Below are 22,077 nucleotides of genomic sequence, written 5' to 3' on the forward strand. Positions count from 1 at the left end.
CCGGACGCTCATAACGTTTGGAATTTCGTGGCACATGCACTCCTGAGGCGTGGGGTAAAACTGACCGGGCAGGCCGTAGTAATGGTCGCTCTCATCCTGGGGCTGGTGGCCTTTGTCGGCACCAACAAATCCGTTTCACTGACCGTCGACGGTCAGAGCAGCGACGTCAAGACCTTCGGCGGCACCGTCGCTGAAGTCCTGCAGAAGGCCGATGTCCAGGTCACCGCCGCCGACCGGGTGAGCCCCGATCTGGCCACCGAGGTCACCGACGGCGCCAGCATCGAGGTCTTCAAGGCCAAGACCGTGGACGTCACGCTCGACGGCGAAGGCCATACCATCAGCACCACCGGCCAGACCGTGGCCGACCTCGTCTCGGAGCTGCGCGTCGCCTCCAACTCGGCCGTATCGGCGTCGCTGGACACCGAACTGACCGGGCTGGACGATCCGATTTCGATCTCCACCCCCAAGACCGTCACCATGGTGCTGGACGGCAAGTCCTACAACCGCCCGACGACGGCGGGTACCGTCGCCGAACTGCTGGACGAAGCGGGCATCACCCTTGCCGCAACCGACCGGCTGTCCGCCCCGTCCACCGCTGCCCTGGCGGACGGCATGGCTCTGAAGGTCACCCGCGTGCAGCCCGGCGAAAAGGACACGGTCGCCGAGCCCGTGCCCTACAAAACCACCGAAGTGCCTGACCCCAACCTCCTTGAGGGTGAGAAAAAGGTGACGGTGAAGGGAACTCCCGGCGAGATTGTCCGGGTTTTCGACACGGTCCTGGTTGACGGCCGCGAGGCCAGCCGCACCCTGGTCAGCGAAACAGTTGCGGTCCCGCCGGCCGACGAGAAGATCGCCGTGGGCACCAAGAAGAAGCCTGCGAAGCCTGCAAAGCCGGCACCGGCCCCGGCCCCGGCGTCGGCATCGGCACCGGCTTCACCGGGCGGCGCTGCACCAGCCGGTGGAAACTGGGCCGCGCTGGCGCAGTGCGAATCCGGCGGAGACTGGCACATCAACACGGGCAACGGTTACTCCGGCGGGCTGCAGTTCAGCGCCTCCAGCTGGCTCGGCGCCGGCGGCGGCCAGTACGCGCCGATTGCTGCCGGAGCTACCCCCGCACAGCAGATTGCCGTGGCCGAGAAGCTTCGGGCCAACGGCGGATGGGGCCACTGGCCGTCCTGCGCCGCGAAGCTTGGCTTGCTCTAACGCAGCTTGCTCTGACGGAATCTGGCTGCCAAGGCCGCTGGAAAGCGCGCAGCCCGAATCCAGTTCGGCTGCACAACCCGGAACCGGGACCTGTAATCAGGTCCCGGTTCCGCCGGTTAAGCCCAGCGGAAGTCCGGTTCGCGCCTTGGCTGCCAGCCGTCCGGCGTGACCGGCGCGTTCCAGCGCGCCGGCGGCCGAGAACGCCGCCGCGCTCTGATCCAAAAACTCCGCGGCCTCCCTGTCGCTGCCCAGCGCCGCCAGGCTCAGGCCCAGGTGCAGGGCCACCTCGCCGGCCCCCTGTGGTGAGAGCGCCTCGCGGTGCTCGTAGACGTCGGTCAGCACCTGGACTGCCCCCACATGGTTGCCGGTCAGCTGCAGCCAGCGGCCGCGGCTGTGCAGGTTGGACAGCTTCTCTTCCTCGGTGCCGCCCACCACCGACAGTGCTGTTTCGGCGTGCATCAGGCACTCCCGGGTGGCGGCGTCGTGCAGCCCCTCCGCCAGCCGCAGGGCCGCCGAGCCACGGGTGAACGCGGCCCAAACCTCCAGGTCCGCGGCCGGCGTCAGGAGCGACGCTGCCCGGCCGTGATAGCGCACGCCGGCGGCGGCGTCACCGCGGCGGAAGGCCACGTCGCCCACGGCCCAGAAGCCCTTGCCGGCCGCCTGCCGGTCCGTGGAGGCTTCCAGCAGGGGAATCAGCAGTGTTCGGCAGTACCCCCAGGCCTCGTCCTGCAGGCCGCTCTCCGAAAGGGCTCCGATCAGCGCCTGGTACACCTCTATGTGCTGACCGGCGTCCAGCCGCACCGACCACCCCAGCTCCAGCGCACGCCGGGCGTGGTCCACCGCTTCGGGCAGGCGCCCGGCACCCTGGCAGGCCGTCGCCAGCAGCGTTTCGGCCTGCGGGCGCAGCGGTTGCCCTTCGGCCGCCAGCGGATGCCGGGCCAGCAGCTGCGCCTCCTCCACGCACGCAGCGTACTGATGCAGCCGGTGCAGGCACACGGCGGCCAGGAAAGTGAGCTCCCACCAGCCCATTGGGTCGCCCTCGGCCAGTGCGGCGTCGGCTGCCAGCTGAGCAAACCGCCGGGCAGCCCGGTAATTCCGTTCGTCCCAGGCCTGCGCGGCGGAGAACTCCAGAAAGGTTCGGCTGTCGGCACCGCTCTGCGGCCGCGGATAGCCCGGCACCGCCGTGAGCCGTTCGGCCAGGATCCGGACGGCGCCTCGGGGCGGTTCCCGCCGGCCCTTTTCCAGCTGTGATATCTCCCGTGCCCGGAAGGTGCTCCCGCCCAGTTCCGACTGGGTCAGGCAGCGGTCCGTGCGCACGAATTGAAGCCGTTTTCCGAACATTTCGCCCATTTGCCATTTCCGCCGATCTTGGGCCGCGGGACACCTGAACGCCGCGGGACATTTGAGCGGTGCATCCGTGTGGATCGTGCCTCTGTGTGAATTGTGCCTCCGTGCAAAAGGCTACCGACCACGTCACGGGGATGGCAGGGTGCTTGCCCGTTGACGGGAGGAAACGCGACGAACAGGAGTTTGCGCCCGGCGCGCGGCCCGCGGCGGCGGCGGGAACCTGGCCCGACCGGACCGGGCCGGGATGGCGCGCTCGGCTAGTATTACTCAGTGACTGAATCCGCTTCCGCCTCCCGTCCTCCGGTCAAACCGCTGCTGGGTGCCACCGATATCCGCGCCCTGGCCGATGAACTGGGAGTACGCCCGACCAAGACCCTCGGGCAGAACTTCGTGATTGACGGCAACACCATCCGCCGCATCGTCGCCGCCGCAGGCATCGGCCCTGAGGAAACGGTGCTCGAAGTCGGACCCGGCCTGGGCTCGCTCACGCTGGGGCTGCTGGACGCGGCCCGGTCCGTCGTCGCCGTCGAAATCGACCCCGTCCTGGCGGGGCGGTTGCCGGCCACCGTCGAATCCTGGCGGCCGGAAAAAGCCGGCCAGCTCCATGTGGTCCTCGGCGACGCGATGCGGATCACCGAGCTGCCGGTCGAGCCCACCGCACTGGTGGCCAACCTCCCGTACAACGTGGCAGTGCCCGTGGTGCTGCACCTGCTCGAGCGTTTCCCCTCCCTGCAGCACGGACTGGTCATGGTCCAGGATGAAGTCGCGGACCGGCTGGCCGCGGTGCCCGGTTCCAAGGTCTACGGCGTGCCCTCAGTGAAGGCGGCCTGGTACACCACCATGCGCAAGGCCGGGGTGATCGGGATGAACGTCTTCTGGCCGGCCCCCAAGATCGCCTCCGGGCTGGTCGGGTTCACCCGCCACGAACCGCTGGAGACAACGGCAACCCGTGAAGAAGTCTTCGCCGTGATCGACGCCGCCTTCGCCCAGCGCCGCAAGACCCTGCGCGCAGCACTGTCCGGCTGGGCCGGCAGCCCCGCCCAGGCGGAGAATGCGCTGGTGGCCGCCGGAGTGGATCCGAAGGCCCGCGGCGAGGTCATCGACATCCACGCCTTTGCGCGGATTGCCGAGGCCAAGGGTGCCGAGCCTGCAGCCTCGCCTGCCGCATCGCCGGCCGCGGACGGCGCATCCGGCAGCGAAGCGGACGGCGCAGCATCGGTCTAGGCGCAGGCCCCCGCATTAACGGCGCGGGCGGCACTTCCTCTAAGTTGGAAGATATGAGCGCAGCGAAGTTTTCATCCGCACAACCCCCGGCAGCGGCCCCTGCCTCCGTGCGGGTCCGCGCCCCGGGCAAGATCAACGTGTCACTGCGCGTCGGCCCGCTCCGGCCCAGCGGCTACCACGGGGTCGCCAGCGTCTATCTGGCCGTGTCGCTGTTCGAGGAGATCACCGCCACGGTCACCGAGACCCCGGGCATCACCGTCACGGTGAACAGCGACGGCGCACTGCAGGTTCCCGTCGGTGACATTCCGCTGGGCCCGGACAACCTTGCCGCACGCGCCGCGCAGGCCCTGGCCGCGTACGCGGACAACCCCACGGGCGTGCACCTGCACATCACCAAGCGGGTTCCCGTGGCCGGCGGGATGGGCGGCGGATCGGCCGACGCCGCGGCGGCCCTGGTGGCCTGCGACGCCCTCTGGAACACTCACCTGTCGCGGCAGGAACTGGCAGGCATCGCGGCCGGCCTGGGCGCTGACGTGCCCTTTTCGCTGCTCGGCGGCATCGCCGTCGGCCTGGGAGTGGGAGACGAACTCACCCCGGCCATCTCGAAGACGCCGCTGCACTGGGTGCTGGTCGCCTCCGACGCCGGCCTCTCCACGCCGGCCGTCTACGGCGCCCTTGACGCCCTCCGCGACGAACAGCAGGTACACGCCGCAGAGCCGGACGCCGTCGATCCGCAGATCCTGGCAGCCATGCGTTCCGGGAATGCCCGGGAGCTGGCAGCCGTTGTGTCCAATGACCTGCAGGCCGCGGCGCTCCGGCTGGCTCCCGAGCTGGACGGCGTCCTGCGCGCCGGCGAACGGCTCGGCGCGCTGGCCGGCATGGTGTCCGGCTCCGGGCCCACGGTGGCCTTCCTTGCCGAAGACGCGGACGCGGCAACGGACCTTGAAGCGGCGCTGCGTGCCGAAGGGCACCGCGCCCTCGCCGTCGAGGGGCCGGTCCACGGCGCCCGGCTGGCCCCCGCCGTCGTCGGCTGACCTTTCCAAACCTGCACAACACCCGTAAATCCCTGACCCGACAAGAAAGTAGTACCGATTGGCACACCTGCTTGGTGCTGAGAACCTCAGCATTTCCTTTGGCACCCGCACGATCCTGGACGGGGTTTCCCTGGGCCTGGAAGAGGGGGACCGCATTGGCGTTGTCGGCCGCAACGGCGACGGCAAGTCCACCCTGATGCGCCTGCTCGCCGAGCGGCAGACGCCCGACGACGGCCGCGTCACCCGCCGCCGCGACGTCACGGTCGGCTATCTGGACCAGTCGGACGTGCTGGACGGAGACCTCACCGTCGGCCAGGCCATTGTGGGCGACGCCGCCGACTACGAGTGGGCCTCGAACGCGCGCATCCGCGACGTCATGAGCGGGCTGATCCAGGAAGTGGACTGGAACGCCTCCGTCTCCTCGCTTTCCGGCGGGCAGAAGCGCCGCGTCGCCCTCGCCAAGCTGCTGACCGGGGACGACGACGTCGTCATGCTCGATGAGCCCACCAACCACCTGGACGTGGAAGGCGTGGCCTGGCTGGCGAAGCACCTGAAGACCCGCTGGCGCTCCGACGCCGGCGGCCTGCTCGTAGTCACCCACGACCGGTGGTTCCTGGACGAAATCTGCACGCGCACCTGGGAAGTCCACGATGCGATGATCGACCCCTTCGACGGCGGCTACGCAGCGTACGTGCTGGCCCGCGCCGAGCGCGACCGCACGGCCAACGTCATGGAGGGCAAGCGCCAGCAGCTCGTGAAGAAGGAACTGGCCTGGCTGCGCCGCGGCGCCCCCGCCCGCACCGCCAAGCCCAAGTTCCGCATCGAGGCGGCGAACAACCTGATCGCCGACGTGCCGGAGCCGCGCGACACCCTGTCGCTGAACAAGATGGCCACCGCCCGCCTCGGCAAGGACGTCCTGGACCTTGAAGAAGTGTCCCTGACCCTGGGCGACACCGAGCTGTTCAAGAACATCACCCTGCGCCTGGCGCCGGGGGAGCGGCTGGGCCTGGTGGGCGTCAACGGCGCCGGCAAGACCACCCTGCTGCGCCTGCTCAACGGTGAAATCGAGCCCACGTCGGGCCGGCTGAAGCGCGGCAAGACCGTGCAGACCGCCGTGCTGACGCAGGAGGTCAAGGAACTGGACGAGGTTGCCGACCTGCGCGTCATCGAGGTCATCGAAAATGAGAAGCGCGTGTTCAGCGTCGGCGGCAAGGACGTTTCCGCCGGCCAGCTGGTGGAGCAGCTGGGCTTCTCCCAGCAGCGCCAGTGGACCCCGGTGCGGGACCTCTCCGGCGGTGAGCGCCGCCGGCTGCAGCTGCTGCGCCTGCTCGTGGGTGAGCCGAACGTGTTGATGCTCGATGAGCCCACCAACGACCTGGACACCGACACCCTGGCGGCCGTCGAGGACGTCCTGGACGGCTGGCCCGGCACCCTCGTGGTGGTCTCGCACGACCGGTACCTGCTCGAACGCGTCACCGACCACCAGATGGCCCTGCTCGGCGACGGCAAGCTGCGCGGACTGCCCAACGGCGTCGACCAGTACCTCGAGCTGCGCGGCCAGGCGCTGGCGGCGAACTCCTCGGCGTCGACTGCCGCCCGCGGCTCCTCGCAGGCGGCCCGTGCCGCTGCGGCCGGCTCCTCGCGTCCGGGCTCCGGCGGCGGAGTGGCGACGGCGGTGGCCACCGCCTCGGGTGCCTCCGAGGCCGAGAAGCGGATCGCCAAGAAGGACCTGGTCCGGATCGACCGGCAGATGACCAAGCTCAAGGCGCAGGTCGAAAAGGTCAACACCCAAATGACCGCTGCCACGGAGAAGTCCGGCGGAGCAGACTTCGAGCAGCTGGCGGACCTGAACAAGAAGCTGCAGACCTTGGCCTCCGAGCAGGAGGACCTGGAGCTGCAGTGGCTGCAGGCCTCGGAAAAGCTGGAGTAGGGGTTCTCGGCCCGGTTCTGGGTTCAGGTTCTGGGTTCAAAGGGGAGGGCCGGGTCCGGTATTGGTCCGGAACCGGCCCTTCCCGCCCTTCCCGGGTCCCGGCCCTTCCCGGGCCCGCCCCTTCCCGGGCCCGCCCGCTCCGGATTCCCTCCGTTTTGTGAAAATTCGACCGGTTTGGTAAATCCCTGCCACTGCGGACTGGCAGGGATTTACCAAACTGGCAGCAGAATCCCAAAGTGGCAGCAGAACCGGGGTCAGGCTCGGTGTCTCGGGCTCGGCGGGTTCTGAGTGTGCACGTCTGGCGACTTCAGCGGCTCGGCGGGTTTCGAGTGTGCAGGTCTGCTGACTTTGGCGGCTCGGCGGCTCTCGAGTGTGCACGTCTGGCGACTTCAGCGGCTCGGCGGGTTTCGAGTGTGCACGCCTGGCGACCAAAACGGAGCGGAAGTCACCATACCTGCGCTCTCGGGGCGGTGGCCGGGGCGGAAGTCACCATACCTGCACTCTCGGGATGTGGGGCGGCCGTTCGGGGACTCTCTACCTGCCAAACCGGAGCGGGCCAGGGATTCTTGTTCCCCGCGCAGATCTTTCGTGCAGATCAGGGCCTCCGCAGAATTCCTTCGTGCAGATGAGGGCTTCTAATCATCAAAACCGGCCCATGTGAGTGCATTATCTGCACGAAGGATCCGGCCCGGGGCGGTTTGAGTGCATTATCTGCACGAGAGATCCGGCCCCGGGGCGGTTTGAGTGAGTCTGATGTCCCTTTCGGGAGGAATTGGGAGGGATCAGGCGCCGGCGAGCAGCTGCGGCAGGATGTGATCGCGCAGCAGCGGGGAGAGATCGTCGCGGACCAGGGCCTGCTCCGGATCCACCCAGAGCAGCTCCTCGATTTCGGCCGCAGCCACCAGCTGATCGGCGTGGACGCCGCTGGCCGCGGAGATCGTCCACGCGAAGAGCCCGGCATCAATGAAGGTGTCCTCTTCATTCGCGGCCGGGCCGTACCAGCGGCCCAGATCCAACAAATCCGTCTCCGCCAACTGCAGGCCCAGCTCCTCCCGGACTTCGCGGACAGCCGCCCCGGCGAAGGACTCGCCGGGCTCCAGCTTGCCGCCGGGCTGCATGAACTTCGAGGTTCCGCGCTTGCGCACCAGGAGCACCCGGCCGCGGTCATCGCGCACCAGCACCGCCGAAAGGGTCAGCACCACCGGGGGTTCGACGGCGAGACCGCCGTCGACGAGGAGGCCGCGGGAACCGGAAGGCAGGTCCGCCGGCTGCATGTGGCGCAGCTCGGGATCCTTCTGCAGCCCGGTCAGGCCGTTCCAGGACAGGTTCACCAGGTGTGCCGCGACAGTCGCCTTGTCCGGGGTGCGCGCGTCGAGCCACCACTGTCCGGTCATGGCAACCATGCCCACCAGCATCTGGGCGTACATGCCGCCCACTTCGGCGCTGAGGCCGCGGTTGCCGAATTCCTTGGACAGGATGTGCTCCACGTCGCCGGTGATCCGCGAGAGCAGCGTGGCGAAGGTGCCCTCGGGCTGCGACGGCGGTGCGTCCCGGACCAGGATGCGGAACCCGTCGGTGTGGTTTTCGATGTAGTCCAGCAGGGCGTAGGCCGCCCGCTCGATCAGGACGCGGGGACCGGCGTCGGCGCCGAGCGCTTCGGTGATGACAGTCAGGAGGCGGTCGAACTCGGCGTCCACCACCTCGGTGTAGAGCGCTTCCTTGGACCCGAAGTGCTCGTAGACAACGGGCTTGGACACGCCCGCGGTCGCGGCAATGTCCTCGATGGTGGCGCCGTCGAGCCCGCGCAGGGCAAACAGGCTGCGCGCCACGGTGAGCAGCTGGGCGCGCCGTTGCACGCCGGTCATGCGCAGGCGTGCTCCGCCCGCCGGAATTCTTACCACCTCCACAGTCTAAGGCCTCGCCCCGGGACTCCCGGGAACGCCCCGCGGGCCACCGGGAGCCGCACGAGCCCCGCCCCGGCGGGCCACCGGGAGCCGCACGAGCCCCGCCCCGGACCGCCCGCAGAGCGCCCCAAATGACGCCAACTCGCGCCGGTGTCCGCCGGCATGGCAAACTAAACTCTTGTGTGCGGGGCGACCTGCACATTTTCCGCCCTGGTGTAATGGCAGCACCCCGGCCTTTGGAGCCGTGGAGTATAGGTTCGAATCCTATGGGCGGAACGGCAGCAGTGCCGGTCCACACCCCCGGCGGCCGCCCCTTCAGCGGCCGTCCGACAACAGGAGCGCTTTTTCGTGACCACTCAGGATGCCGAATCCATCGAAAGCGCCGGCGGCGGTCCCGCCGCCGTCATCGTCTTGGCCGCCGGAGCCGGCACCCGGATGAAGTCCCGGACGCCGAAGATCCTCCACCCGGTCGGCGGCACCTCCATGGTCGGCCACGCCCTGGCCGCGGCCGAGGCCCTGCATCCCCGGGCCCTCGCCGTCGTCGTGCGGCACGAGCGGAACCGGGTGGCGGAACACGTGGCCGCCGCCGCTCCGCAGGCAGTGATCGTGGACCAGGACGACGTCCCCGGCACCGGCCGCGCCGTCCAGGTCGCCCTGGAGGCCCTGGATCGGTTCACTCCGCTGGAAGGCACCGTCGTGGTCACCTACGGCGATGTTCCCCTGCTGGAAGCGGACACCCTGCGCGAGCTCGTCACCGTCCACCGCATCGACGGCAACGCGGTCACCGTCCTCACCGCCCACCTGGCGGATCCCACCGGTTACGGCCGGATCCTGCGGGCCGACGACGGCACCGTCACCGCCATCGTGGAACACAAGGACGCCGACGCCGCCCAGCGCGCCGTCACCGAAATCAACTCCGGCATCTACGCCTTCGACGCCGCCGTGCTGCGCGATGCGCTGGCAAAGGTCACCTCGGACAACTCGCAGGGCGAGATGTACCTCACGGACGTGCTGGGCCTGGCCCGGGCCGACGGCGGCCGGGTCGCCGCCGTGGTCACCGACGACTTCTGGCAGGTGGAAGGCGCCAACGACCGCGTCCAGCTGGCCGCCCTGAACGCCGAGCACAACCGCCGGAACCTGGTGCGCTGGATGCGCGCCGGCGTCACCATCGTGGATCCCGCCACCACCTGGATCGACGGCTCGGTGACCCTCGACGAGGACGTCACCATCCTGCCCGGCACCCAGCTGCACGGCACCACCACGGTGGCGCGCGACGCCGTCGTCGGCCCGGACACCACGCTGACCAACGTGAGCGTGGGGGAGGGGGCAAAGGTCGTCCGCACCCACGGTTCCGATGCTCGCCTCGGCGCCGGAGCCGACGTCGGCCCCTTCGCCTATCTGCGTCCGGGCACCGTCCTGGGTGCCAAGGGCAAGATCGGCACGTTCGTGGAGACCAAGAACGCGAACATCGGCGCCGGGTCCAAGGTTCCGCACCTTTCCTATGTGGGGGACGCCACCATCGGCGAGCAGTCCAACATTGGTGCGGCGTCGGTTTTCGTGAATTACGACGGCGTGAACAAGCACCACACGACCATCGGATCGCACGTCCGGATGGGCAGCGACAACATGTATGTGGCCCCCGTTACAGTGGGCGACGGCGCGTACAGTGGAGCTGGAACGGTGGTCCGCAAGGACGTCCCGGCCGGTTCCTTGGCCATCAACGTAGCGCCGCAGCGCAACCTCGACGGCTGGGTGCTGACCAACCGCCCCGGCACCGCCGCCGCGGAAGCAGCGGCCGGCGCCACCAGCACCTCTTCCTCAGAAACTGATTCCCCCACGCGAGAAAGCGATCATTAATGAGCAGCGAGATCACCGCACAAGGTGAAAAGAAGCTTGTCCTTGCCACTGGCCGGGCACACCCGGAACTGGCCGAGGAGATCGCGCGCTGTCTTGACACGGATCTGCTGCCGCTGGCTTCCTATGACTTCGCCAACGGCGAGATCTATGTCCGTCCCGGGGAGAGCGTCCGCGGCACCGACGCCTTCGTGATCCAGGCGCACCCGGCACCCATGAACAACTGGCTCATGGAACAGCTGATCACCGTTGACGCGCTGAAGCGGGCCTCCGCCAAGCGCATCACCGTCGTCTCCCCGTTCTACCCGTACGCCCGGCAGGACAAGAAGGGCCGCGGACGCGAGCCCATCTCGGCCCGCCTGATCGCGGACCTGTACAAGACCGCCGGCGCGGACCGCATCATGAGCGTTGACCTGCACACCTCGCAGATCCAGGGCTTCTTCGACGGCCCCGTTGACCACCTGATGGCCATCCCGCTGCTGGCCGACTACATCCGCACCCGCGTTGACGTTTCCAACGTCACCGTGGTGTCCCCGGACACGGGCCGCGTCCGTGTTGCCGAGCAGTGGGCCGAGCGCCTGGGTGGCTCACCGCTGGCCTTCGTGCACAAGAGCCGCGACCTGACCGTGCCGAACCAGGCCGTGTCCAAGCAGGTCGTGGGCCAGGTCGCGGGCCGCACCTGCGTGCTGATTGACGACATGATCGACACCGGCGGAACCATCGCCGGCGCCGTGCGCGTGCTCAAGGAAGCCGGCGCCAAGGACGTCATCATCGCCGCCACCCACGCCGTCTTCTCCGACCCGGCCGCACGCACGCTGGCCGAGTCCGGCGCCCGCGAGGTAGTGGTCACCAACACGCTGCCGATCCCGGCCGCCAAGCGCTTCGACCAGCTGACCGTCCTCTCGATCGCACCGCTGATCGCCCGGGCCATCAAGGAAGTCTTCGAAGACGGCTCCGTCACCAGCCTCTTCGACGGCAAGGCCTAGCCTTCAAAGGCCGCCTCACCGCGGCCTGCACCACCGCACCGCCATGCTGCCCGTTCGGACTCCGGTTCGAGCGGGCAGCGTGCTGCTGGTAGGATGGTCTGCGATGCCTAGGCGAGGGAGAGGTCCGGATAATTCCGGACGTTACTCCGTTATCGACGGTGGCTGGCAACTTCTGACCGCACGTGCCTGATCTTCGGATCGGAGCGAAGCGCGCGGCGCTGTTCCCATACCGGCGCCTTCGTCCCGGCAACCACGGAACATCCAATATCAGGAGTTTGAAATGTCTGAGCAGAAGCTCGCAGGAACCGTCCGCACCGAATTCGGCAAGGGTGCTGCCCGCAAGGCACGCGTCGACAACATGATCCCGGCAGTCATTTACGGCCACGGCGCCGATGTCCTGCACATCCTGCTGCCCGCCAAGGCCACCACGCTGGCCGTGCGCACCGCCAACGCCCTGCTGGAAATCGACGTCGACGGCGAATCCCACCTGGCCCTGGCCAAGGACATCCAGCGCGACCCGATCAAGCAGATCATCGAGCACATCGACCTGCTGACCGTCCGCAAGGGCGAAAAGGTTGAGGTTGAGGTCAACGTCCACGTTGAAGGCGAACTGGCACCGGGCTCCTCCGTCTACAACCAGGAAGCCAACACGGTCCTGGTTGCCGCAGATGCCACCAACCTGCCGGAAACCATCGTGGTCAGCATCGAAGGCCGTGTCGCCGGCGAGCACATCTACGCTTCCGACCTGGAACTGCCTGCCGGCGTCGAGCTCCTGCTCGATCCCGAAACCATGGTCATCAACATCTCCGAGTCCACCGTTCAGGACCTCGGCGCTCCGTCCGACGAGCAGGTTGCCATTGCAGCTGCTGAAGTTGGCGCCGAAGCTTAATCCACTTCCGGGGTCTGCTCCCGGTGACGGAGCCGTCCGGTTCTTTTGAAGGAGCAGTACCTGCAGTGAACAGCAATACCTGGCTTGTAGTCGGGCTCGGGAATCCCGGGCCCGGCTACAGCCGTAACCGGCACAATATCGGCCAGATGGTCCTCGATGACCTGGCCTCCCGGGTGGGCGGGAACTTCAAGACCCACAAGTCCCGGGCACAGATCCTGGAAGGCCGGCTCGGCATCGGCGGCCCGCGCGTCATCCTGGCCAAGCCGCTGACCTACATGAACCTCTCGGGCGGGCCCGTGTCGGCACTGAGCAAATTCTTCGACATTCCGGCCGACCACGTGGTGGCGGTGCACGACGAAATCGACATCCCCTTCAACACGGTCAAGCTCAAATCCGGCGGCGGTGAAGGCGGCCACAACGGGCTCCGCGACATGAGCCGGGCCCTGGGCACCAAGGACTATCTCCGGGTCCGCGTCGGTGTGGGCCGCCCCCCGGGCCGGATGGACACCGCCGACTACGTACTGAAGGACTTTCCCTCCGTCGAGGCCAAGGAACTTCCCTTTCTGATCGGCGACGCGGCGGACGCCGTGGAACTGCTGCTGACCGACGGACTGACCGCCGCACAGCAGAAATTCCATTCCGTCGGCTCCTGAAACTTCCCCTGTTTCGATCTCCGGCCGGTCTGCCGTGAAGCCAACGCCCATGTCACAGGTAGTGCCGGGAAGAAAAACGGGTACGGATCCCGTCACGGCAAAGGCACCCAACCCCATTGTTGGACTCCCGCCCCGGGCCTAGACTTAAACCATGCCTTCGGGCATTGAAAGCTGGGGCCGGCGTCGGGAGGCCTCCGAGACTGGGCCACCCCCATCCCGGCGCCGGTCCCTTTACACAATAACCGGACAAATTATCCGGTGCACAACAGCCGGGCCCCGAACTGTTTTCCTCCCGTCGGGCGCCCGGTTTTTTTGCTGCCGCGGGTTGGGCATTCCCACCCGGCCTGTTCATGCATTTGTATCTAGTAGACGAAAGTCGTCATCCGGCGTACGCTCACCAGTGAGCGGCGGCAATACCACAAAGGAACTCTCAGCTCCGACGTCAAGCATCGAACGTGCTGCAGGGCGCCAGTGTGTGTTGCTCGCCGTCTGGCGTATTTGAATCGCGGGGGGCGCGGAAATACATATGGGGACCGACACTGAGGAGCGCGGCTGGCTGGTGGGCCGCGACGACTCCCTTGCCGAAGTTTTGCGCGCCGTCGAGGCGGGCGGCGGTGCCGTGGTGGTGGGCCCCGGCGGAATCGGAAAAACCGCACTGGTGCGGGCCGCTGCCGCCAATTCGTCCTTTCACGTGGTGAAGGTCAGGGGAAGTCAGATCGCAGGCAGGACTCCGTTCGGTGCCCTGGCCTGGCTAATCTCCGACCTGCCGGAAGGCCTGGCCTCCAGCCCCCTGAAGCTGCTGCAGGAACTGGAATCCTGCTTCGTGCGGCAGGCCGGGGGAAAGCGGATCCTGCTGCTGGTCGACAATGCCGAGCACCTGGATGATTCAACTGCCATGGTCCTCTCCCAATTGGTGCGCCGCTCCGCGGTAACCGTCCTCGCGGCCGCCGAAAAGCTGTCGGCGTCGGCACCGGAATTTCTGGCCCTGTGGACCGAAGGCCTGCTGCACCGGATCGATGTTCCTCCGCTCGCAGCGGAGCAGACCCGGGAGCTGATGCAGAAAGTCCTTGGGGGACGGGTCTCATCGGTGGCGGCCCAGGCCATGCACCGCCACTCCGGCGGCAATCCGCAAATGATCAGGCTTCTGACCCAGGATCAGGCTGATGGCGGAAGCCTCGTCCTGCAGGGCGATGTCTGGGGCCTCGCCAAGCCGCTCGTCTTCTCTGGGACAGTCACTGAATTGATCACGTCCCGGCTCAAACGGCTCCCGCCGGCGGAGCGCTCCCTGGTGGAGCTGCTGGCCTTGTCCAATGAGATTCCGTTGACCGTGGCGCAGACCTTGTTCCCCGCAGAAACCCTGGACTCCCTCGAAGAGGGCCGGGTCGTGGACATCACTGACCGCGTGATCCGGCTCGCCAGCGCCGGGACTGCCGCCGCCGTTGCCGGGGCCGTGCGGCCGGGCCGCAGCCGGGAACTCTGGGAAGAGGTTTCGCCTCTGGTGGATCCGTCGTTGCTGGGCCCTTCCGCGCTGGACAGTTTTGCCCGCTGGTCGCTGACCTGCCAAGGCACCCTGGACCCGGAGACAGCCACGCGTGCGGCCCGGCTGTCCACTGCATCGGACGATCCTGAATCCGCGCTGGAATTTATCCGGGCAGTTCCGGTTTCCCGGCGCAGCCAAGCAATGCTACTGGAAGAAGTCCACGCACTGGAAGAATCCGGGCATTATCCGGAGGCCCTGAGCGCACTCGACAGGATCGCCGGGGTGCCGGAACCGGGCCAGCTGGAAACCTGGGTGGAACTGAGGCTGCATCAGGCGGGATTGCTGCGGCTCTTCCCTCACCACGGTGACCCGGTTGAACTCTTGGACAGCATCGGCGCTGACCTCACCGCCTACGAGGACCAGGCCGCATATCGGCAGGCTGAGGCAGCGGTGCTGCTGAGGCGCAGCTCCCTGGCCATTGATTCCGGACGCACCGTTGACGTGCCGGATCGGCAGCTTTCCGCCGTTGCCTCCGATGCTGCCCTTAGCCCGACGCATCGACTTCGGGGCCTCGCCCTGCAGTCCCAGCTCCTTGCGATGTCCGGCAACGGTGAAGAGGCGCTGCAGCTGCTGCCGGCTTTTCGGAAGGAGTTCCGGAGCACGCTTGCCGCAAGTGCGATGGATTCCGCCCATCTCCGGATGTTCCAGGCCCTGATCGCGTGTGGTGAGTACTCGTTGGCCGAGGAGCTGGTCACCGAACTGGTGGACGGCGGAAACCGCCGGGCCTTTCGCGGCAGCGCCGGCGATGCCGCAATCGGATTGGCTCATGCGCTGGCGGGCAGGCAAGACAGTGCCTTCTCCGCCGTGACCTCCGTCAGCAGTCAAATTCGTCTGCAGGATTCCAATGACGTCCTTCCGCTCGTGCAGGCTGCTGTGGGCTATGTCCTGGCTCTCCAGGGGAACGCGGAGGAGGCCGGGCGGGAGGCCGCCGCTGCTGCAGAGTACAGGTTTGAACCGCAGCAACCGGTGCGGCTGTTAACGCATGCGCTTCGGCTCCAGGCCCTGCTGGCCGGGGACATTCCCAGGCTCTGCGGCGAGCTGCGCTCCCTGGCCGGGCACTGCCGCGAGCAGGGCATGGTTGCGATTGCCCTGCTCTGCCTCGCTGCAGCCGCCCGGCACGGCGATCAAAGCGTTGCGCGTGAACTGGCGGAGGCCGCCGCCCCCGCCACTGGCCGCTGGGCGAGGGCGCTCTGGTGCTTCGGCGCGGGTATCGATCGAAACGATCCGGCGCTGTTGCTGGAAAGCGCCGAGCTGGCGTCCCGGACGGGGAACGTACTGTTGTGCAACGACGCCGCACGCGCCGCACTGGTGCTGCTGGACGGCAGGACTGACGCCACGTCACGCGGGCTGGCCCGCAGCGCGCTGAGTCATGAGCGCGCCAGTTTCCGAAAACTCCGCGACGCCAATACCGTCCACGCCCGGATGGCAGCACTGAGTCCGTTTGAGGCGGATCTGGCCCGCCGTGCAGCCAGCCCGGCGACACGGACCGAAATAAGCGAAGCGCTGAACCTCTCTCCGCGCACCGTCGACTGGCACCTGGGTAAGATCTTCGACAAGCTGCACGTTTCGGGCCGCTCGGAACTCGCCGAGGTTCTGGGGTAAGCCGTGATCATGCCGAAGTCAGGGGGGACTGCGTGATAGAGGGGGTTGCTGCGCGCCCGCTGGTGGGCAGGGAGGCCGTCCTGGAGGCCGTGCTGTCCAGCGTCCTTCGACCCGGCGGCCAAGGCGCCGTAGTGGTGGCCGACGCCGGATTGGGCAAGAGCGCGCTGGCCGGCGCGGTTGCGGCGGAAGCCGAAGGCCGGATCCGCGTCCACCGGATCCACACCAGCTCCTCGCTGTCCCGCGTCCCCTACGGTGCGCTGGCGCCGCTCCTCCCGGACCTGGACCCCCGGGACACCGATTCTCCGCTGGCCGTGATGCGGTCGCTGCTGCAGCGGCTGTTTCCGGGCGACGACGTCGATCCCGCAGCGGCGCCGCTGCTGATCATCGACGATGCCGACGCCCTTGACGAGGCAGGCGCCGACCTTCTCGCCCAGCTGGTGGCGTCGGCGCGGATCCGTGTTGTCCTCCTGGCGCGGCGGATCGCCGACATACCCGCCGGCCTCGCCGGCCTGGTGTGGGAGGGCGCGCTTTCCCGGCATGAACTGCTGCCGCTGACCGAGGACCAGGTCAAGGACCTTTGCGTCCAGGTCCTGGGGGGCCCGGTGCTGACCAGCACCAGCACTGATCTGGCACGGGTCAGCGGCGGAAATCCGATGCTGGTCCTGGCGTTGCTGTCCGAAACCGTGCGGATGGGAAGCCTGGTGCTCCGCAACGAAGTGTGGCTTCTGCAAGACCAGATGCTGCCGCCGGAGGGACGGTTGGGCGATCTGCTCAGGGCCCAGCTGGCGGGTCTGAGCAAGGAGGAACACGAGGCCCTTGAGATTATTGCCCTGGCGGAGCCGCTGCCTGCCGCAACAGCGTTTGAACTCGGGCTGCACCGGGCCGTGGATTCACTGACCGAAGCAAAGCTGGTGAAGATCTCCGCCGGCCGGGGCCGGCTCCTGCGGCCCATGCACCCGGTCTACGGCGAGGTGGTGCGCCGGTTGGTTCCGGCCGCCCGAAGTGCCCGCCTGCGCCAGCGGCTGCTCACCGTCACCGATCCCTCCGAGCGCGAATCGGACAACCTGCTGCGCTGGGTGTGCTGGTCGTTGGACTGCGGGGCGGAAGTCAGCGACGCGGACCTGGTGGCGGCCGCGTACCGGGCCAACAACGTCTTTGACAGCCCCGCGGCCCTTCGAACAGCCGGTGCCGTCAAGGGGCCGGACCACGCCTTGGCGGCGCGGGTGCAGGCGGCCCGGGCCTGTTTTCAGGACGGGCACCTGGACTCGGCACGGGAACTGGTCGACGGCGTGACGGCGGTTGCATCTGACCTGACCACGCTCAAGATGGCGGTGCTGATCCGGGTCCAGGTGCATCTGTACAACCACGGGGATCCCTCAGGACTGGCCGCCATCGCCGCGGAGTGGCTGGCCGGCGTCGACCGCATTGAACGCAGCGCGGACAGCGAAACCGCGGACGCCGAGCTGATCGCGGACATCAGCTCTTCGCGCCGCGGCGGCCGGCTGCTCGCGCTGAAGGGCAGGGTTACCGCCGGCAGCTTCCACCCGGCGGAGGCAGAACTCGAGGAGATCCTCGCTGACGCGCGCAGGGCCGGCGACGACGAGGCCATCCTCGTCGCTGAGGCGCTTCTGGCCGAGATTCTCATCGCCACCGGCCGCGCCCGGGCAGCCGGGATTCTCTCCCGCGATGCCATGGTTATCCTGGATCGCGGCGGGCACCGTTTCCTCTCCTACTCGCTGTTTGTGCTGCACCGGCACGTGGACGTGCTTCTGTGGCTGGGGGAGTGGGAGGAACTGCACGCGACCCTGCGCCAGGGCGTGAGCGGAATCTTCGGCGCACTCGTCCATGTGGGCGGGACGGCTGACCTTGGGCTCGCGGTCCTGAACCTGCGGAACGACGACTCCGCTGCAGCTTTGACCCATCTGTCCGCGGCGATCGAGGGGCTTCGGACACATGATTCCGAGGGCATGCTCCCGATTGCCCTCGGCCTGGGAGCCTTGATTGCCGCGGGCGAGGGCCGCGCTGCCGCAGCGGAGGGACTGCTGGCTGAGATCAAGGTCCTCAGCCGCCGGGGGGCCGCCGCGTCGTGGCTGCTGGCGCACGGTTACGCGGCTGCGGCCCGGTCCGTGATGTCAGGTGAACAGGGACCGCCGAAAGAGTTGGGGGAGCTGGCCGCTGAGGCCGAACATGCGGGGTTCGTGGCTGCTGAACTGGAGCTGCGGACCTTGGCCCTGTCGTTCGGTGACCTGGACGGGATGAGCCGGCTGAGAAAGATCTCGGAAGAGTTTGAAGGTCCGCAGGCGGAGGTGATCGGACGCTTCGCCCGGGCCGTCCTGGACGAGGATGCCGAAGAGCTGCTGCGGCTGGGATCGGATCCGGTGGAGCCGGGCTGGGAGCGCCTGGCCAAACGGTGCACCGAGGAAGCCCTCCGCCTCGCCCGGGCCGGCGGCGACCGGGCACTGCTCAAACGGGTGCAGCGCGAACTCAACAAGAAAAACGGTCTCCCGGCGCGCCAGAAACAGAAGGCGGGGGTTCCCCTGCTGACCCGCCGGGAACACGACGTCGCGGCTTTGGTCATGCAGGGTTGCCGCAACGCTGAAATCGCCGAGCGGCTCTTCCTCTCGGTTCGCACGGTGGAGGGACACATCTACCGGACCTTCGAAAAACTTGGGATCAGCCGCAGAGAAGACCTGAAGCCGGAGCTCCTGGCCCGCAACAGCGAAGACTGACGGCGCCCGCACGACGACGGCGGCTTGCCTCGGCGCGGGAACGACGACGGCGCCCGCCCGCACGACGACGGCGGCTTGCCCCGGCGCGGGAACGACGGCGGCGCCCGCCTCGGCGCGGGACCAGTACCGGCGGGGCCGGCTCAAGGTAAATCCACGCACCCGGGTGGCAGCGGATCGGGTATCCGGTACCCGTGCGGACTCCCGGCGGAAAACCTTAGGGTGGGGATGATCCTTGGCGGGCTGGTTCCTGCCGGGGGTAGCAAGGTCTCGGGAAGAAGCCGGCTGTGACCCGCCAGCCGCGCGACGCGCTCGGCTAATCATTAAGGTCCCCGATGAGTACGCTTCAACATCCCAGCCCGCCCACCGGGCCTGCAGACGCCCGCAGCAGCGCGGCGCCGGCTGTTTCTCCGAACCCGGAACGGGCAACCGCACCGGTGCAGCGGCAGCTCCTCAGTGATGCGCGCGATGTTGCGCGCGGCGTGGTCACGGCTTCGCTCGACGGCCGCGGGGCGGTCATCCTGGGCGCGCCGGGCATTGGCAAAACCACCCTCGCCCGGGAAGCCGCGGAACGCTACGGCGGATTCCAGGTACAACTGCGCGGCAGCAACCTCTCGGCCCAGACACCATACGGCGCGTTGGCCTGGCTGCTCAGTGATCTGCCCGCGGCGGAACTCGCCAACCCGGTCCAGGTGCTGCGTGCACTGGAAGCCCTGCTGCTCCGGCAGGCGGCCGGACGGCGGATCATCATGGTGATCGACAACGCCGAGGAGATCGATGAACTGGCTGTGCTGGTGACCTCGGAGCTCTGCCGGCGGGGAACCGTGGCCCTCCTGCTGATCTGCGGTGACCTGATCCGGTGCCATCAGGAATATGTCCGGCTGTGGACGGACGGATCCTTAAAGCGGCTCGACCTGGCACCCCTTGACCCGGTGCAGACCGGGGAACTGCTGGCCAAGACCGCCGGCGGACCGCTGACCACCAGGGCGCGGCAGATGCTGTGGCAGCAGAGCAGGGGAAATCCCCTGCTGGCCTCGCTGCTCTGCCGGGACCACATCGCGGCCAAGTCCCTGGTGCACCGGCGCGGCTTTTGGACCTGGGCCGGCCCGCCCGTGCACACGGGTGAGCTGCTGGAACGCGTGGAAGCGGTGCTGCGCCGCTTCACCGGCGAGGAACGGCGCGCGGTGGAAATACTGGCCCTCTGCCGCGAACTGCCGCTGGCAACTGTCCTGCAGCTCGTCCCCGCCCACACCCTGGACTCCCTCGAAGAAGGATCGGTGGTCACCATCAATGGGGGACATGGCCAGCCCGTCCGGCTGGCCTGGCATCTCCAGCCGGCCACGATCGCGGCCAGGATTCCCTTCGGCCGCAGCCGGGACCTGTGGTCCGAGATGACGCGGGTTGTTGATCCGACCGCCCTCACGGCAGCCACCGCCGCCGGTTTGGCCGACTGGTCCCTCTCCGTGGGAATCGCACCGGAGGGGCCGAGCGCCCTCGCTGCCGCGCGCTGGGCCAACGAAACGGGTGACACCGACGCGGCACTGCGGTATGCGCGTGCCGTCGTCGCCCCGCGGCCCCTTGCCGTTCTGCTGGAGGAAGCGGATGCGCTGAGGGCCGAGGGCAAGCACACGCAGGCGCATCGGGTTCTTGCCGCAGCGGAAACCGGGCGCGCCGGCAACCCGGACGATGCGCCGGCGGAACTGCGACTGAGGCTCCTGATCGGCCGTGCCCTTGCGGCGGCCCGCACGCCGGGTTGCTGGGACAATCCGGAGCTGCTGCTGGAACGGGCCGAACGGCTGCTGCCCGAAGACACGGGGGCGCAGCCCGGTCCCACGCTGGAGGTCACGCTGGCGCGGGCCGAGCTCCTGTCCCTTGCCGGCCGGTTCAGCGAAATGCCGGCGTCCCTGGCCGACGACTTCGCCGATCCGGCCGTGCCGGCGGCCCGCCGGCTGTGGGCCGGAATCCGCTGCGCCCAGCAGAGTGCTGCCGCCGGCCGGTTTGCTGAAGCGGCATCGCTGGCGGGCCAGGTGCGAAACAGACTGGCGGCCGGCATCCAGGCCGACGTCCGCACCCGGGAGCAGCTGTTCCACCACCTCTTTTTCCTGCTGATTCAGTGCGGTGAGCTGGGGGCTGCGCAAGCCATGACCTCCGCAGCTGCGGATCCCGGAAACAGCTCCGGGCTGTGCACGTCCACCGGCACTGAACTTCCCCTGGGGCTGGTGCACGCCTACGCCGGGCGCTGCGATGTGGCACTGGAGTTTCTCCAGCCGGCGCTGGCGCAGCTTGAATCCCATGATCCGGATGGCATGCTGCCCCTCGCCGCCGCAGCTGCAGCCTACTGCGGCCTGCTCAAGCGGGAGACAGGCAGCGCTGCGGACCTGCAATCGCCCCCGGAAGCTCAGGATCACACCGATCCCGGCACCGAATCAGCCCAGCGGTACTTCCGACTGCTGGCGTCGCGGGCTTACTCACCGCCAGCGGCAGCGGATGAGCTTTATCTCTTTGCCTCGGACGCGCTGAAGACCGGGGACGTCCCGAGCGCACTCCTCGGGTTCTCGGCGGCGGCGGTCAGCGGGCACCGGGCGGCCGCGCAGGATCTTGCCGCGGCGGCCGAAGCCGCGGACGGAGCGCCGGCCGACATGTACGCCCACCTTGCAGCCGGCCTGTTGAACGACGACGTTCCGGCCCTGATCATGGCCGCTGAAGCGGCGCTAAGGCAGCGGAACAGCCTCCTGGGCCACGCCGCTGCGCAGGCCGCCCGCGAGCTGGCCGACGGCGGCAGCAACCGGGCGCTGCTGCGGCGGGCGCGGCAGCTGGAGTATCGGTCCTTTCGGACACTGTCGCCGAGAAACAGTGTCGAGCACGGGCTGTCGCAGCTGGGAGACTTCGAGCGGGATCTGGCGCTGCGGGCCGCAGCCGGTGAAACCAGTGCCGATCTGGGTCGGCGGTTCCACCTGTCGGCGCGGACCGTGGACTGGCACCTGGGCCGCGTATTCGCCCGGCTGCACGTTGTGGGCAGGACCGATCTGCAGAACGTACTGACGAAGCGGGAATGAGCAGCTCCGCTGGCCGCCTGCACGCGCAAAGCCGTTCCGGCACCTAGGACCGGGTAATCCGATACGTCCTAACCGAGTAATTTCCGCACGGAAACGGAACGAAAACTGAGTAGTGCGTCCGTGCCGCTG

Annotated in this window: 13 protein-coding genes and 1 tRNA gene; 12 read left to right on the forward strand and 2 right to left on the reverse strand. The window is 68.2% G+C overall.

Annotation, left to right across the window (positions count from 1 at the left end; genetic code table 11):
* The first annotated feature begins 81 nt into the window (after window positions 1-81).
* Window positions 82-1,203 carry a resuscitation-promoting factor gene (locus tag QNO00_RS07670; protein ID WP_284024131.1) on the forward strand — a complete coding sequence of 374 codons (1,122 nt, stop codon included), beginning with the start codon at window positions 82-84 and terminating at the stop codon, window positions 1,201-1,203.
* 96 nt (window positions 1,204-1,299) lie between these two features.
* Here the strand turns inward: QNO00_RS07670 and QNO00_RS07675 are convergent, their stop codons facing one another.
* Complete coding sequence (locus QNO00_RS07675) at window positions 1,300-2,553, reverse strand: helix-turn-helix domain-containing protein (protein ID WP_284024132.1); 1,254 nt, start codon at window positions 2,551-2,553, stop codon at window positions 1,300-1,302.
* Between the two features lie 267 nt (window positions 2,554-2,820).
* Here QNO00_RS07675 and rsmA point away from each other — a divergent pair, with 267 nt between their 5' ends.
* From rsmA to QNO00_RS07690, 3 genes are read left to right on the forward strand one after another with little or no spacing between them, the layout of a single operon-like run.
* Window positions 2,821-3,774, forward strand: a complete 954-nt coding sequence (gene rsmA, locus QNO00_RS07680) for a 16S rRNA (adenine(1518)-N(6)/adenine(1519)-N(6))-dimethyltransferase RsmA (protein WP_229967191.1) — start codon at window positions 2,821-2,823, stop codon at window positions 3,772-3,774.
* A 53-nt stretch (window positions 3,775-3,827) separates the two neighbouring features.
* A complete protein-coding gene (locus tag QNO00_RS07685; RefSeq protein WP_229967193.1) occupies window positions 3,828-4,808 on the forward strand; it encodes a 4-(cytidine 5'-diphospho)-2-C-methyl-D-erythritol kinase in 981 nt (326 codons plus the stop codon).
* A gap of 58 nt (window positions 4,809-4,866) precedes the next feature.
* On the forward strand, window positions 4,867-6,738 hold the full coding sequence (locus QNO00_RS07690; RefSeq protein ID WP_284024133.1) for an ABC-F family ATP-binding cassette domain-containing protein: 1,872 nt from the start codon (window positions 4,867-4,869) through the stop codon (window positions 6,736-6,738).
* Window positions 6,739-7,520: 782 nt separating this feature from the next.
* Here QNO00_RS07690 and QNO00_RS17310 read toward each other — a convergent pair.
* Window positions 7,521-8,639 carry an NUDIX domain-containing protein gene (locus QNO00_RS17310; RefSeq protein ID WP_349643471.1) on the reverse strand — a complete coding sequence of 373 codons (1,119 nt, stop codon included), beginning with the start codon at window positions 8,637-8,639 and terminating at the stop codon, window positions 7,521-7,523.
* 207 nt (window positions 8,640-8,846) lie between these two features.
* Between QNO00_RS17310 and QNO00_RS07705 the strand changes: the two genes are divergently transcribed.
* From QNO00_RS07705 to QNO00_RS07740, 8 genes are all read left to right on the forward strand, one after another.
* Window positions 8,847-8,918: transfer RNA gene (locus QNO00_RS07705), tRNA-Gln, on the forward strand.
* Window positions 8,919-8,990: 72 nt separating this feature from the next.
* Window positions 8,991-10,499, forward strand: coding sequence for a bifunctional UDP-N-acetylglucosamine diphosphorylase/glucosamine-1-phosphate N-acetyltransferase GlmU (gene glmU / locus QNO00_RS07710; protein ID WP_284024134.1), 1,509 nt, complete (start codon window positions 8,991-8,993; stop codon window positions 10,497-10,499).
* Window positions 10,499-11,482, forward strand: a complete 984-nt coding sequence (locus tag QNO00_RS07715; protein WP_210230341.1) for a ribose-phosphate diphosphokinase — start codon at window positions 10,499-10,501, stop codon at window positions 11,480-11,482. The genes glmU and QNO00_RS07715 overlap by 1 nt, the downstream gene beginning before the upstream one ends.
* A 280-nt stretch (window positions 11,483-11,762) precedes the next feature.
* On the forward strand, window positions 11,763-12,371 hold the full coding sequence (locus tag QNO00_RS07720; RefSeq protein WP_229967197.1) for a 50S ribosomal protein L25/general stress protein Ctc: 609 nt from the start codon (window positions 11,763-11,765) through the stop codon (window positions 12,369-12,371).
* Window positions 12,372-12,436: 65 nt separating this feature from the next.
* A complete protein-coding gene (pth, locus tag QNO00_RS07725) occupies window positions 12,437-13,024 on the forward strand; it encodes an aminoacyl-tRNA hydrolase (RefSeq protein WP_229967199.1) in 588 nt (195 codons plus the stop codon).
* Between the two features lie 526 nt (window positions 13,025-13,550).
* Complete coding sequence (locus QNO00_RS07730) at window positions 13,551-16,166, forward strand: helix-turn-helix transcriptional regulator (RefSeq protein WP_284024135.1); 2,616 nt, start codon at window positions 13,551-13,553, stop codon at window positions 16,164-16,166.
* Between the two features lie 32 nt (window positions 16,167-16,198).
* Window positions 16,199-18,895, forward strand: coding sequence for a LuxR C-terminal-related transcriptional regulator (locus tag QNO00_RS07735; RefSeq protein WP_284024136.1), 2,697 nt, complete (start codon window positions 16,199-16,201; stop codon window positions 18,893-18,895).
* A gap of 332 nt (window positions 18,896-19,227) precedes the next feature.
* Window positions 19,228-21,948 (forward strand): AAA family ATPase, encoded by a 2,721-nt coding sequence (locus QNO00_RS07740; RefSeq protein ID WP_284024137.1) that lies wholly within the window; start codon window positions 19,228-19,230, stop codon window positions 21,946-21,948.
* The last annotated feature ends 129 nt before the right edge of the window (window positions 21,949-22,077 follow it).

The organism is Arthrobacter sp. zg-Y1219 (genome assembly GCF_030125545.1).
Lineage (GTDB): Bacteria > Actinomycetota > Actinomycetes > Actinomycetales > Micrococcaceae > Arthrobacter_B.

Bases quoted from the DNA above. Each gene is read 5' to 3' on its own strand.
- QNO00_RS07670 (WP_284024131.1), top strand. From the start codon at position 82: ATGGTCGCTCTCATCCTGGGGCTGGTGGCCTTTGTCGGCACCAACAAA.
- QNO00_RS07675 (WP_284024132.1), bottom strand. From the start codon at position 2,553: ATGGGCGAAATGTTCGGAAAACGGCTTCAATTCGTGCGCACGGACCGC.
- QNO00_RS07685 (WP_229967193.1), top strand. From the start codon at position 3,828: ATGAGCGCAGCGAAGTTTTCATCCGCACAACCCCCGGCAGCGGCCCCT.
- QNO00_RS07715 (WP_210230341.1), top strand. From the start codon at position 10,499: ATGAGCAGCGAGATCACCGCACAAGGTGAAAAGAAGCTTGTCCTTGCC.
- QNO00_RS07720 (WP_229967197.1), top strand. From the start codon at position 11,763: ATGTCTGAGCAGAAGCTCGCAGGAACCGTCCGCACCGAATTCGGCAAG.
- QNO00_RS07730 (WP_284024135.1), top strand. From the start codon at position 13,551: ATGGGGACCGACACTGAGGAGCGCGGCTGGCTGGTGGGCCGCGACGAC.
- QNO00_RS07740 (WP_284024137.1), top strand. From the start codon at position 19,228: ATGAGTACGCTTCAACATCCCAGCCCGCCCACCGGGCCTGCAGACGCC.